The following is a 13,472-nucleotide window of genomic DNA, read 5'->3' as shown; positions in this document are numbered from 1 at the left end:
CGGCGAGTGTCATCTCATATCTGAGATAACGTGACGCCATGGCAGACGACTACCTCGTACGCATCGGCAAGCTCATCCGTGACGCCCGTCAGCACCGGGGCTGGACACAGACGCAGCTCGCCGAGGCACTGGCCACGAGCCAGAGCGCCGTCAACCGGATCGAGCGCGGCAACCAGAACATCAGCCTTGAGATGATCGCCCGGATCGGCGAGGCCCTCGACAGCGAGATCGTGTCCCTGGGCTACGCGGGACCCATGCACCTCCGGGTCGTCGGCCGCCGCCGGCTCTCCGGCGCGATCGACGTCAAGACCAGCAAGAACGCCTGCGTCGCGCTGCTCTGCGCCTCCCTCCTCAACAAGGGCCGCACCGTCCTGCGCCGCGTCGCCCGCATCGAGGAGGTCTTCCGGCTCCTGGAGGTCCTGGGCTCCATCGGCGTCCGCACCCGCTGGATCAACGACGGCGTCGACCTGGAGATCGTGCCGCCCGCCGAGCTGGACATGGAGTCCATCGACGCCGAGGCCGCGATCCGCACCCGCTCGATCATCATGTTCCTCGGCCCGCTGCTGCACCGCATGGACCGCTTCAAGCTGCCGTACGCCGGAGGCTGTGACCTCGGTACGCGCACCATCGAGCCGCACATGATCGCGCTGCGCCGCTTCGGCCTCGAGGTCACCGCCACCGAGGGCATCTACCACGCCGAGGTCGAGCGCTCGGCCTCCCCCGACCGCCCGATCGTGCTGACCGAGCGCGGGGACACGGTCACCGAGAACGCCCTCCTGGCGGCCGCCCGCCACGACGGCGTGACCGTCATCCGCAACGCCTCCTCCAACTACATGGTCCAGGACCTGTGCTTCTTCCTGGAGGCGCTCGGCGTACGGGTCGACGGGATCGGCACCACCACGCTGACCGTGCACGGCGTGCCCCAGATCGACGTGGACGTCGACTACTCCCCCTCGGAGGATCCGGTCGAGGCGATGAGCCTGCTGGCCGCGGCGGTCGTCACGGAATCCGAACTGACCATCCGCCGGGTCCCGATCGAGTTCATGGAGATCGAGCTCGCGGTCCTGGAGGAGATGGGCCTCGACCACGACCGCTCGGCCGAGTACGCGGCGGACAACGGCCGCACCCGCCTGGTCGACCTGACGGTCCGCCCCTCCAAGCTGGAGGCGCCGATCGACAAGATCCACCCGATGCCGTTCCCCGGCCTGAACATCGACAACGTCCCGTTCTTCGCGGCCATCGCGGCCACGGCCCAGGGCAAGACCCTCATCCACGACTGGGTCTACGACAACCGCGCGATCTACCTCACCGATCTCAACCGCCTGGGCGGCCGCCTCCAGCTCCTGGACCCCCACCGCGTCCTGGTCGAGGGCCCCACCCGCTGGCGCGCCGCCGAGATGATGTGCCCCCCGGCCCTCCGCCCGGCGGTGGTCGTCCTCCTCGCGATGATGGCGGCGGAGGGCACCTCGGTCCTCCGCAACGTCTACGTCATCAACCGCGGCTACGAGGACCTGGCGGAACGCCTGAACTCGATCGGCGCGCAGATCGAGATCTTCAGGGATATCTGAGCCTTCGGCGCACGAACGGCCCCCACCCCCTCCTCGGGGTGGGGGCCGTTCGCGTCACACAGCCGTCCGTTGTCTCACCTGGTCCAGAAGAAGTCCTGGTACGCGGCGGTTCCCGTGCTTCCGTAGTGGCCGATCGCTCGGACCCACAGGTCGCAGGGGCCGGCGTAAGGGACGGACGCCTGTATGCGGGCGGTCTCGCCCGTCGTCCTGTGCCGGCCGCCGTCCGTGCAGGAGAAGCTCCACTCGTAGCCCGTGATGCCCTTGCCCCGGTCCGCGTCCGCCGGCTTCACGTCGACGACGACGGCGATCCGGACGTCCTGGACGACGGTCAGACTGGGCGCGGACAGCGGCGCCGTCAGGACCGGGCGGTCGCGGACGGTCTCGGCCGTGGCGGACGGGGGGCCTTCGTTGCCGTCGGCGTCCAGGGCCACCACGTAGTAGTACGCGCGGCCCAGCGGTGCGCCGCGGTCGGTGCCGGTGAAGGTGTACGGGGCCGTGGTGTCGACCGGTGTCCAGGCGGACGAGGTGTTCGAGCGCCGGTAGACGCGGTAGCCGGTGACGGCGTCCGGGCCGCCGGGGCGGAACGTTATCTCGTTGTGGAGGTCGCTCGGCGCGGCGCGCTCCATCAGAGGCGCGGGGACGGCGGCCGGCGTGGGCCGGCTGGTGCTCACCTCCGTCGCGGCCGAAAGGTTGCCGTAGTGGTCGACGGCGCGGACCTGGTAGACCGTCTCGGCGCCGGTCTCTGCGAGGACGTCGTGGTACGAGGTGCCGGTGACGTGCTCGGGGCCGTCCGGGTCCTCCTGGCCGGCCGGCGCCGCGAACACCTCGTAACCGGCGGTGTCGGTGGTGGCCGGGGCCGTCCAGGTGATCCGGTTGCCCGCGGTGGTGCCCTGGGCGGTGAGGCCGGTGACCGGGGCGGGGGCGGTGGTGTCGGGGGCGCCGGTGGTGGCGGTCGCGGAGTACGCGGAGAGGTTGCCGGCCGTGTCGCGGGCGGCGATCCGGTAGTACTGCTGCTGATGGAAGTCGGCGGTGAGGTCCCGGTAGGAAGCCGCGCCGGCGAGGGACTCGACGACGGTGGTCCAGGGTCCGGCCGGGGCGGCGGCGCGCTGGACGCGGTAGGTCGCGGCGCCCGAGGGCGCCGTCCAGCGTACGGTCACCGCGCTCGCCGAGACCGCGGCGGCGACGCCGGACGGCACGGCGGGCGGGGTCCGGTCGACGGTGACGACGGACAGGTCGGCGGTGCCCACGGACTCGTGCGCCGCGCGGTCGACGGCGCGGAGCTCGTAGACGAAGGTCTCTCCGGTGGCCGGGGGCGTGTCGGTGGCGGTGGTGGTGGCGTTGCCGGTGATGACCACCGGACGGGCGGGGAAGGTCTGTCCGGCGAGGCGTCGGTAGACGCGGTAGCCGGCGAGGTCCATCTCCTTGTTCTTCGCCCAGGCGAGCCGGGTGCGGCCGGTGGTCCGGTCGTACGCGACGGCGAAGCCGGCCGGGGTGAGGGGCCGGACCTTGTCGACGGTGGCGGCGGTGCGAGGCAGGTAGGAGAACTTGACGTCCGCCGTCCCGGTCCAGTTCGCGAAGTCGACGCGGAGGGTGTGGCGGCCCTGCGGGATCGTCAGGTTGACCGTCCCGGCGCGGACGGTGGCCAGGTCCGTCCACACGCTGTACTTGCGGACGCCGTCGAGGTAGACACGGACGCCGTCCCGGGCGGCCACCGACAGCGCGAAGGGGCCGCCGGAGCCGAAGTCGCGGGTGACCGTCCAGCGGACGCCGAACCGGTCCCGGGGCAGGCCGTAGGCGGGGGCGCCGGTCCAGCTCTCGGCGACGGCGCTGTCGCAGTCGACGCGCTTCGGGGTGCCGGTGAAGGTGGTGTTGGCGAAATACTCCCGCTTGAACAGCGGGGAGGCACACGTCACCGCGGCGGAGGCGGTGGGTGCGGTGGCGAGGAGTTCGCCGGCCGCGGCGAGGACCAGGGTGGTGGCCACCGCGGTCTGTCGGGCAGTTCTCATGCGTTCCTTCGGTCGTGATCCTGCACATGTCATAGGACATGCGTGATCAAGACCGTCGGGAACGAGCCATGGTTGTACGGGACGGGGGGCGAACCGATTCCGGCGACGGCGTTCAGCCCCCCGGCATCACTCCCGCGCCGCCCTTCAGCCGTTCGATGTCCGAGGGGCGGACCTTGATGACGAAGAGGGCGACCAGGGCGCCCAGTACGGCGAAGACGGCCGCCGTGACGAAGCCGGCGGAGACGCCCGAGGTGAGGACCTGGTCGCTCCAGGGGGGTGGGAGCTGGCCCGTCTGGGCGAACTGGGACTTCTCCAGGGGGCCCGCCTGGGCCAGGAAGGCGGGGACCTGGGTCTCCGCCTCGTTGCGGCTGGCCGTGCCGAAGACCGTCACCAGGATCGACAGGCCGAGCGAACCGCCCACCTGCTGCATGGCGTTGAGCAGGCCGGACGCGGCGCCCGACTCCCGTGGTTCGACGTTGGACAGGGCCATGATGGTCAGCGACACGAACATCAGCCCCATGCCCAGGCCGAAGACGAGGAGCGGGCCGAGGATGCTGCCCAGATAGGTGGAGTCCACCTTGGTCCGGGTCAGCCAGGAGAGGCCCACCGCGGTGAGCAGCGAGCCCGTCACCATGAAGGGTTTCGGGCCGAACCTCGGCAGCAGGTTGGACGTGAAGCCGGCGCCGACCGCGATGATCGCGCTGACCGGCAGGAAGGCCAGACCGGTCGTCAGTGGGCTGAATCCCAGCACCTCCTGCACGAACAGGGTGAGGAAGAAGAACATGCCGAAGATGGCCGCCGCCAGGCAGAGCATGATGACGTAGGTGCCCGAGCGGTTGCGGTCGGCGAACATGTGCAGGGGTGTGATCGGCTGCCGGGAGCGCCGCTCGATCAGGATGAACGCGGCGAGCAGCACGACCGCCGCGGCGAACGAGCCGATCGTGTAGGGGTCGCGCCAGCCTTCCTGCGCGGCCCGGATGAAGCCGTACACCAGCGCCACCATGCCGAGGGTGGAGGTGAGCGCACCGGCGAGGTCGAAGTGGCCGGGGTGCCGCTCGGACTCCTTGACGTGGCGCGGGGTGAGGAAGGCGATGACCAGCGCGATGGGGACGTTGACGAAGAAGATCCAGCGCCAGTCGAGCCACTGCACCAGCATGCCGCCCGCGACCAGGCCGATCGCGCCGCCGCCGGCCGAGACGCCCGCGAACACACCGAAGGCCCGGTTGCGTTCCGGGCCTTCGTCGAAGGTGGTGGTGATGAGGGACAGCGAGGTCGGCGAGGCTATCGCGCCGCCGACGCCCTGCAGCGAGCGGGCGGCGAGAAGTTGCCATTCGCTCTGCGCGAGTCCGCAGAAGAGCGAGGCGAGTCCGAAGAGCAGGACACCGAAGATGAAGACCCGGCGGCGGCCGAGGATGTCGCCCGCGCGCCCGCCGAGGAGCAGCAGACCGCCGAAGGTGAGGGTGTAGGCGTTGACGACCCAGGACAGGCTGGTGGTGGAGAAGTCCAGCGCGGTCTGGATGTGCGGGAGCGCGATGTTCACGATGGTGATGTCGAGGACCACCATCAGCTGACAGGACGCGATCACGAACAGGGCGATGCCCTTGCCGTCGCCGCCCTTCCTCGGGGTGGCGGCCGGTGCCGGTGTCGTCGGCTTGGGTGTACTCATGTGGCGCCTCTGGTCCGCCTGGTGAGTGAGCCGTGGGCCGGTCAGTCCACCTTTCGACATTAAGCCTCACCCGTACGGGTGACCAGTTGATCATCGGGGCCCCGCAGGTCAGGCGTGGGCCGGCCCCCGTTCAGCCGTGGGCGGGCTCGTCCAGGACCGCGAAGCCGTCGAGTTCCACCCGGGCCTGTTCGTCCCAGAGGCGTACGACTCCGATCACGGCCATCGCCGGATAGTCGCGGCCCGCCAACCGTCGCCAGATCCGGCCGAGTTCGTTGGCGTGGGCGCGGTAGTCGTCGACGTCGGTGGTGTAGACGGTGACGCGGGCGAGGTCGGCGGGGGTGCCGCCGGCGTGGCGGAGGGCGGTGAGGAGGTTGCCGAGGGCGGTGGTGAACTGCTCGGTCAGGGTGTCCCCCACCACCGCGCCCCCGCTGTCGAGGGCGGTCTGTCCGGCGAGGAAGACCAGCCTGCCGCCGGTCGCGGTGACGGCGTGGGAGAAGCCGGTGGGCGGGGCGAGTTCGGCGGGGTTGTGCCGGTGCAGGCTCATGGGGACGGCTCCTCGCGATGACGTGCGTACAGCTCCTTGGCGATGATCGTGCGCTGGACCTCGGTGGCGCCCTCGTAGATCCGGGGTGCGCGGACCTCCCGGTAGAGGTGTTCGAGGAGGTGGCCGCGTTGCAGGGCGCGGGCGCCGTGGAGCTGGACGGCGGCGTCGACGACGTACTGGGCGGTCTCGGTGGCGAGCAGTTTGGCCATGGCGGAGCGCCGGGGCACGTCGGGGTCGCCGTCGTCGTAGGCGGTGGCCGCCGCGTAGACGAGCAGGCGGGCGGCCTCGGTACGGGTGGCCATCTCGGCGATCCGGTGGGCGACGGCCTGGAGGTCGGCGAGGTGGCCGCCGAAGGCGGGGCGGCCGGCGGTGTGGGCGAGGGCGGCGTCGAGGGCGGCCTGGGCCATGCCGACGGCGAAGGCGCCGACGCTGGGGCGGAAGAGGTTGAGGGTGTTCATGGCGACGCGGAATCCCCGGTCGGGTTCGCCGAGGAGGTCCTCCGGGCCGACGGGGACGCCGTCGAAGGTGAGGGTGCCCAGGGCGTGCGGGGCGAGCATGTCGAGCGGCTCGCCGTCGAGGCCCGGCCGGCCGGCGGGGACGAGGAAGGCGGTGACGCCCCGGGAGCCGGCGCCCGGGGTGGTGCGGGCGAAGACGGTGGCGAAGTCGGCCTCGGGGGCGTTGGAGATCCACTGTTTCTCGCCGTGCAGGTGCCAGCCGCCGTGTCCGTCGGGGACGGCTTCGAGGGCGAGTGCGGCGGCGTCGGAGCCGGCGCCGGGTTCGGAGAGCGCGAAGGCGGCGACGGCCCGTCCGGAGGTGACCTCGGGGAGCCAGCGGGCCCGCTGGGCCGGGGTGCCGAAGGCGGCGACGGGGTGGCCGCCGAGGCCCTGGAGGGCGAGGGCGGTCTCGGCCTCGGTGCAGGTGCGGGCGAGGGATTCGCGCAGGAGGCAGAGTTCGAGGGCACCGGCGTCGAAGAGCCGGGCGATCAGCCCGAGCTCGCCGAGGGCGGCGACGAGAGGGCGGTTGACCCGGCCGGGTTCGCCCTTGTCGGCGAGGGGCTTCAGGCGGTCGGCGGCGAGGCCGCGGAGCTCCGCACACCAGGTGATCTGTTCCGGTTCGAGCGAGAATGCGGGCATGCGGTCCCTCTCCGGCTCCCTCGGGCGCCCCGGCGGGAGCGCCGTCCGGCGCGTTTCCTTCCCCGCGCCCTCGGGTGCCCTTGCCGCTTGTCGCGAACAGTTGACTGCCGTCACCAACACGATACGCTCGTGAGGCGACGGGCGACCCCACCTCGACAGGGGGACGGACTCATGGAGCTGACACCCTCGGCCCACCTCGACACCTTCGCCCGCGACCGGCTGCCACCGCCGGAGCGGTGGCCCCGCCTCCTCTTCGACCTCCCTGAGCTGGTGTACCCCGACCGGCTCAACTGCGGGGAGGAACTCCTCGACCGCACGGTGGAACGCCTCGGCGCCGACCGGCCCGCCTTCCACGACGGCGAGGGCGGCGTCTGGAGCTACGGACAGCTCCAGGACCACGTCGACCGCATCGCCCACGTCCTCACCTCCGACCTGCGGGTCAAGCCCGGCAACCGGGTCCTGCTGCGCGGCCCCACCACCCCCTGGCTCGCCGCCTGCTGGCTCGCCGTGATGAAGGCCGGGGCCGTCGCCGTCACCGTCCTGGCCCAGCAGCGCGCCCCCGAACTCGCCGTGATGGCCAGAGCGGCCCGCTGCAGCCACGCCCTCTGCGACGCCCACGCCGTCGACGAACTCCTCGGGGCCCGCGTCGCCGGGCTCCGCGTCACCCCCTTCGGCGGGGACGGCCCCGACGACCTGCTCGCCCTCGCCGCCCGCCGGCCCGGCCCCTACCCCGCTGTGGCGACCGCCGCCGACGACGTGGCCCTCATCGCCTTCACCTCCGGCACCACCGGGCGCCCCAAGGGCTGCGTCCACTTCCACCGGGACGTCCTCGCCGTCGCCGACACCTTCTCCGCGCACGTCCTGCGCCCGCTGCCCGACGACGTCTTCGCCGGTTCGCCGCCGCTCGCCTTCACCTTCGGCCTCGGCGGGCTCGTCGTCTTCCCCCTGCGGGCCGGGGCGAGCGCGGTCCTCCTCGAGCAGGCCGGGCCCAAACAGCTGCTCGCGGCGATCGAGCGGCACCGGGTGTCCGTGCTCTTCACCGCCCCCACCGCCTACCGGGTGATGCTCGACGAGCTGACCCAGGGCACCGCCCCCGAGCTGGGCTCGCTGCGGCGCTGCGTCTCCGCGGGCGAGAACCTGCCGGAGGCCACCTGGAAGGCCTGGTACGCGCGGACGGGTCTGCGGCTCATCAACGGCATCGGCGCGACCGAACTCCTCCACATCTTCATCTCCGCCGCCGACGGCGACATCCGCCCCGGCACCACCGGCCGCCCGGTGCCCGGCTGGCAGGCCAGGATCGTGGACCGGGAGGGCCGGGCCGTCCCGGACGGCGAGGAGGGGCTGCTCGCGGTGCGCGGCCCGGTCGGCTGCCGCTATCTGGCCGATCCGCGCCAGGAGGAGTACGTACGGGAGGGCTGGAACGTCACCGGCGACACGTACGTCCGCGAGCCCGACGGCTACTTCCGCTATGTGTCACGGTCCGACGACATGATCATCTCGGCGGGCTACAACATCGCCGGACCGCAGGTCGAGGAAGTGCTCCTGGACCATCCCGACGTGGTGGAGACGGCCGTCGTGGGCCGCCCGGACGAGCTGCGCGGCCAGGTCGTCGTGGCCTACACGGTGGTACGGGAGGGAGTGCCGCGCGACGCGGGCACCGCCGCCGCGCTGCGGGCCTTCGTCCGCGCCCGCCTCGCCCCGTACAAGTCGCCCCGCGAGATCGTCTTCCTGGACGAGCTGCCGCGCACGGCCACGGGCAAGCTCCAGCGCTTCCGACTCCGCGACCCGGCCTGACCGGGCACGACGCCCGCGCCACCCCCCAGGGCCTGTCGTCACACTCCCGCCTGCCCCACGACGCCTGGGCCGCCCTTCGGGCGACGACGGGAGTTCGACGACAGGCCCTAGAGTGATCACGTGGCCGAGCAGCACACCCCCCGATCCCTCATCGTCTCCCTGTACGGCGCGTACGGCCGTGCGCCCGACGGGTCCCCGCTGCCCGTGGCCGCGCTCATCCGGCTGCTCGGGGTGCTCGGGGTGGACGCGCCCTCCGTGCGTTCCTCGGTGTCGCGGCTGAAGCGGCGCGGGCTGCTGCTGCCGGGCCGTACGGCGGACGGGGCCGCCGGGTACGCCCTCTCGGAGGACGCCCGCCGCCTCCTCGACGACGGCGACCGCCGCATCTACGCCCGCGCCGAGCCGAAACTGTCCGAGGGCTGGGTCCTCGCCGTCTTCTCGGTCCCCGAGGCCGAGCGGCACAAGCGGCACCTGCTGCGCTCCCGGCTCGCCCGGCTCGGCTTCGGCACGGCGGCGCCGGGTGTCTGGATCGCGCCCGCGCGGCTGTACGAGGAGACCAGGAACGCCCTGGAGCGCCTGGAGCTCTCCCCGTACGTGGACTTCTTCCGGGGCGACCACCTGGGGTACGCGCCGACGGCCGGCGCGGTGGCCCGCTGGTGGGACCTGCCCGCCGTCGCCGGGCTCCACGAGGAGTTCCTCGCGGCGCACGAGCCGGTGCTGCGGGCCTGGCGGACGGCCCCGGCGGGCGCCGAGGACGCCTACCGGGACTATCTGCTCGCCCTGGACTCCTGGCGCCGTCTGCCGTACGCCGACCCGGTCCTGCCCGCGGAACTCCTCCCGGACGACTGGCCCGGCCGGCGCTCGGCGGAGGTCTTCGCGTCCCTGCACGAGCTGCTGCGGGACCGGGGCGCCCAGTACGTGCGGCCGTTCCTCTCGGGAGACACCCCCTAGGGGGTGCCCGGCAGGCCCGGGTCCCTCCGTACGGCCAGGGCCCGCAGCAGGCAGCCGAGGGCCAGCGTCGACAGGGCCGCGCGGACCAGGTTCCACGCCACCCAGGGGGCCTCGAAGGCGGCGCGGGCCGCGGTCGGGTCCTTCGCCGCGGCGAGGGCGTCGTTGAGGGGTACGTTCACCGCGGCCGTGACCACGAAGACCGCCGCGCACAGCACCGCCGCGGCGAGCGTCCAGAGCCGCGCCCGGCCGGCGCGGTGCTGCCAGGCGGCCACCGCCACGAGGAGCGGCGCCCCGAGGAACGGGGTGAAGAAGACCGGGTTCTGGATCACGTCGTTGATGTTCCGCATCACCTCGACGTAGACCCGGTCGTCGCTGCGCGCCAGCGCCGGCATCACCGAGCAGACGTACGCGAACCACACCCCCGCCAGCAGTCCGGTCGCCGCCGTCGCCGCGCCGAGGACCGCCCCGGCGCCGTTCCCACTCCTGTTCTGTGTCATGTCCCCATCCAAGGGTGCCGGGGGCGCGCACGACATGGTTCCGCGTCGCACCCGCATACGCGAGCGTCCAGGGCGCCCGGACGGCGTCTACTCCCGGCGGCCCGTGGGGGGCGGGCGGCTGCCCGCCCGGTACGGGGCCGGCCAGGGGGCCGCCGGGCCCTCGTAGGACTGCTCGGCCGCCGCGTGCAGCGTCCAGTGCGGGTCGTAGAGGTGCGGGCGGGCCAGGGCGCAGAGGTCGGCGCGGCCCGCCAGGAGAAGGGAGTTGACGTCGTCCCAGGAGGAGATCGCGCCGACGGCGACGACGGGCACCCCGGCCTCGTTGCGGATGCGGTCGGCGTACGGGGTCTGGTACGAGCGGCCGTAGGCGGGGGTCTCGTCGGGGACGACCTGGCCGGTGGAGACGTCGATCGCGTCGGCCCCGTGGTCCGCGAAGGCGCGGGCGACCGCGACGGCCTGCTCGTCGGTGGTCCCGCCCTCGGCCCAGTCGGTGGCCGAGACGCGGACGGTCATCGGGCGCGCCCGCGGCCACACCTCCCGTATCGCGTCGAAGACTTCGAGCGGGAACCGCAGCCGGCCTTCGAGGTCGCCGCCGTAGGCGTCGGTGCGGTGGTTGGTGAGCGGGGAGAGGAAGCCGGAGAGGAGGTAGCCGTGGGCGGCGTGCAGTTCGAGGAGGTCGAAGCCGCTGCGGGCGGCGCGCCGGGCCGCGCCGGTGAACTGCTCGCGCACGGCGGTGAGTCCGGCGCGGTCGAGGGCGGCCGGGACCTGGTTGACGCCGGGGCGGTACGGGAGGGGTGAGGCGGCGACCAGGGGCCAGTTCCCGGCGGGGAGGGGCTGGTCGATGCCCTCCCACATACGCCGGGTGGAGCCCTTGCGGCCGGAGTGGCCGAGCTGGACGCCGAGCGCGGCGCCGGGCGCCGAGGTGTGGACGAAGTCGGCGATCCGGGCCCAGGCGGCGGCCTGTCCGTCGGTCCAGAGGCCGGAGCAGCCGGGGGTGATACGGCCCTCCGGGCTGACGCAGACCATCTCGGTCATGACGAGTCCGGCGCCGCCGAGCGCCCTGGAGCCGAGGTGGACGAGGTGGAAGTCGCCGGGGACGCCGTCCTCGGCGACGTACAGGTCCATGGGCGAGACGACGATCCGGTTGCGCAGGGTGAGGCCGCGGAGCCGGAAGGGGGTGAACATGGGCGGGGTGCCGGGCGGGCAGCCGAAGTCGCGTTCGACGGCGGCCGTGAAGGCCGGGTCGCGGAGCCGCAGGTTGGCGTGGGTGACGCGGCGGCTGCGGGTGAGGAGGTCGAAGGCGAAGCGGCGGGGCGGCCGGTCGACGTGGCCGGCGAGTTCCTCGAACCAGTGCAGGCTGGCGGCCGCAGCGCGCTGGGTGGACTCGACGACGGGCCGTCGTTCCGTCTCGTACGCGGTGAGGGCCTCGGGGAGGGCCGGGTGGGCGCCGACGGCGGCGGCGAGGGCGACGGCGTCCTCGACGGCGAGTTTGGTGCCGGAGCCGATGGAGAAGTGCGCGGTGTGGGCGGCGTCGCCGATGAGCACGGTGTTGCCGTACGACCAGCGCGCGTTGACGACGGTACGGAAGGCGGTCCAGGCGGAGTTGTTCGAGCGGAGCTCCCGGCCGCCGAGCGCCTCGGCGAAGATCTTGGCGCAGCGGGCGGTCGACTCGGCCTCGTCCAGTTCGGCGAAGCCCGCCGCCCGCCACACCTCCTCGCGCATCTCGACGATGACGGTGGAGGCGGCGGCCTCGTACGGGTAGGCGTGCAGCTGCATCACGCCGTGCTCGGTCTCGGCGATCTCGAACCGGAACGCCTCGAAGGGGAAGTCCGCGGCGAGCCAGATGTAGCGGCAGCGGTGCGGGGTGACCCGGGGGCGGAAGTGGTCGGCGTGTGCCTCGCGGGTGCGGCTGTGGACGCCGTCGGCGGCGATGACCAGGTCGTGGGAGGCGGCGAGGGCGGCGGCGGGCGGGGCCTCGGTGCGGAAGCGGAGCTGTACGCCCAGGTCGGTGCAGCGGGTGTGCAGGATCTCCAGGAGCCGGCGGCGGCCGAGGGCGGCGAAGCCGTGGCCGGTGGAGGTGGTGCGGTGGCCGCGGTGGACGACGTCGACGTCCTCCCAGCGGACGAGGTCGCGGCGGAGCGCCTCGTACACGGCGGGGTCGGCGTCCCTGACTCCGCCGAGGGTCTCGTCGGAGAGGACGACGCCGAAGCCGAAGGTGTCGGAAGGGGCGTTCCGCTCCCAGACGGTGACCTCGCGGGCGGGGTCGAGCCGCTTGAGCAGGGCGGCGGCGTAGAGGCCGCCGGGGCCGCCGCCGATGACGGCGATCCGGTTCACGGCCGCCCGGCCCGGGTCCCCGTGGGGGCCGGGCACCGTCAGCACCCCTGCCATTTCGGGGGGCGCTTCTCGGTGAAGGCGGCGTGGAACTCGGCGTAGTCCGCGCCGTTCATCAACAGGGCCTGGGTGGCCGCGTCCATCTCGACCGAGGCGGCGAGGGGCATGTCGAGTTCTGCGGTCAGCAGGGCCTTGGTCTGGGCGAGGGCGAGGGCGGGGCCGTCGGCGAGACGGCGGGCGAGGGCGGCGGCCCGCTCCCCCGCCGCGCCTTCCTCGGTCAGCTCGCTGAGGAGGCCGATGCGCTCGGCCTCGGCGGCGTGGACCGGCTCGCCCAGCATGAGGAGGCGGGTGGCGTGGCCGAGGCCGACGACCCGGGGCAGCAGATAGGCCGCGCCCATGTCGCCGCCGGAGAGGCCGACGCGGGTGAAGAGGAAGGAGAAGCGGGTGGTGGGGTCCGCGATCCGGAAGTCCGCGGCGAGGGCGAGGACGGCCCCGGCTCCGGCGGCGACGCCGTGCAGGGCGGCGACGACCGGGAAGGGGCACTCGCGCAGTGCGCGGACGACCTGGCCGGTCATCCGGTTGAAGTCGAGGAGCTGTGCGGTGTCGAGGGAGAGGGTGGCGCCGATGATCTCGTCGACGTCGCCGCCGGAGCAGAAGCCGCGGCCCTCGCCGCCGAGGACGAGGGCGCGGACGGCGCGCTCGCGGGAGAGCTCGGCGAGGAGGTCGCGCAGGTCGGCGTAGGCGCCGAAGGTGAGGGCGTTGAGTCTGGCGGGGCGGGCCAGGGTGACGGTGGCGACGCCCCGGTCGATGTCGAGGCGCAGGTGTTCCCAGTGGGCCGTGCGGGGCGTGGAACCGGTAAAGGGGCTCATCCGGAACGGCCTCCTTCCTCCGTTCGGAGGGTATCACCGTACTGTGACTGTCGTCACGAGTACGCGATAAGGGAGGGGCGGGGACGCGATGAGAGAGGAGTGGGGTCGCGGCAGGAGAG

Annotated in this window: 10 protein-coding genes; 3 read left to right on the top strand and 7 right to left on the bottom strand. The window is 73.1% G+C overall.

Going from position 1 to position 13,472, the window contains the following annotated elements:
• The first annotated feature begins 38 nt into the window (after positions 1 to 38).
• Positions 39 to 1,568, top strand: a complete 1,530-nt coding sequence (locus V4Y03_RS26585; protein WP_317873188.1) for a helix-turn-helix domain-containing protein — start codon at positions 39 to 41, stop codon at positions 1,566 to 1,568.
• Positions 1,569 to 1,642: 74 nt separating this feature from the next.
• Here V4Y03_RS26585 and V4Y03_RS26580 read toward each other — a convergent pair whose 3' ends face one another.
• From V4Y03_RS26580 to V4Y03_RS26565, 4 genes are all read right to left on the bottom strand, one after another.
• On the bottom strand, positions 1,643 to 3,574 hold the full coding sequence (locus V4Y03_RS26580; RefSeq protein ID WP_332436518.1) for a fibronectin type III domain-containing protein: 1,932 nt from the start codon (positions 3,572 to 3,574) through the stop codon (positions 1,643 to 1,645).
• A gap of 112 nt (positions 3,575 to 3,686) precedes the next feature.
• Entirely contained in the window at positions 3,687 to 5,240 is a 1,554-nt protein-coding gene (locus tag V4Y03_RS26575) for an MFS transporter (RefSeq protein ID WP_332436517.1), read from the bottom strand.
• Positions 5,241 to 5,370: 130 nt separating this feature from the next.
• Positions 5,371 to 5,784, bottom strand: a complete 414-nt coding sequence (locus V4Y03_RS26570; RefSeq protein ID WP_317873180.1) for a RidA family protein — start codon at positions 5,782 to 5,784, stop codon at positions 5,371 to 5,373.
• Positions 5,781 to 6,917 (bottom strand): acyl-CoA dehydrogenase family protein, encoded by a 1,137-nt coding sequence (locus V4Y03_RS26565; RefSeq protein ID WP_332436516.1) that lies wholly within the window; start codon positions 6,915 to 6,917, stop codon positions 5,781 to 5,783. The genes V4Y03_RS26570 and V4Y03_RS26565 overlap by 4 nt, the downstream gene beginning before the upstream one ends.
• Positions 6,918 to 7,088: 171 nt before the next feature.
• Between V4Y03_RS26565 and V4Y03_RS26560 the strand changes: the two genes are divergently transcribed.
• Together V4Y03_RS26560 and V4Y03_RS26555 are read left to right on the top strand one after the other, a co-directional pair.
• Entirely contained in the window at positions 7,089 to 8,711 is a 1,623-nt protein-coding gene (locus tag V4Y03_RS26560) for an AMP-binding protein (RefSeq protein ID WP_332436515.1), read from the top strand.
• A gap of 120 nt (positions 8,712 to 8,831) precedes the next feature.
• On the top strand, positions 8,832 to 9,659 hold the full coding sequence (locus V4Y03_RS26555; RefSeq protein ID WP_332436514.1) for a PaaX family transcriptional regulator: 828 nt from the start codon (positions 8,832 to 8,834) through the stop codon (positions 9,657 to 9,659).
• Here V4Y03_RS26555 and V4Y03_RS26550 read toward each other — a convergent pair.
• The 3 genes from V4Y03_RS26550 to V4Y03_RS26540 form a co-directional block, all read right to left on the bottom strand.
• Complete coding sequence (locus tag V4Y03_RS26550; RefSeq protein WP_332436513.1) at positions 9,656 to 10,156, bottom strand: anthrone oxygenase family protein; 501 nt, start codon at positions 10,154 to 10,156, stop codon at positions 9,656 to 9,658. The two genes, V4Y03_RS26555 and V4Y03_RS26550, sit on opposite strands and share 4 nt — an antisense overlap.
• Before the next feature lie 87 nt (positions 10,157 to 10,243).
• Positions 10,244 to 12,541: a bifunctional salicylyl-CoA 5-hydroxylase/oxidoreductase gene (locus tag V4Y03_RS26545; protein ID WP_332436512.1), complete on the bottom strand. Its 2,298-nt coding sequence runs from the start codon at positions 12,539 to 12,541 to the stop codon at positions 10,244 to 10,246.
• Entirely contained in the window at positions 12,526 to 13,353 is an 828-nt protein-coding gene (locus V4Y03_RS26540; protein WP_332436511.1) for an enoyl-CoA hydratase family protein, read from the bottom strand. The genes V4Y03_RS26545 and V4Y03_RS26540 overlap by 16 nt, the downstream gene beginning before the upstream one ends.
• Between the last annotated feature and the right edge of the window lie 119 nt (positions 13,354 to 13,472).

Source organism: Streptomyces sp. P9-A4, from assembly GCF_036634195.1.
In the GTDB taxonomy this organism is placed as follows: Bacteria; Actinomycetota; Actinomycetes; order Streptomycetales; family Streptomycetaceae; genus Streptomyces.
Note: the sequence above shows the minus strand (reverse complement) of the source record. Positions and strands in the feature narration are given on the sequence as shown.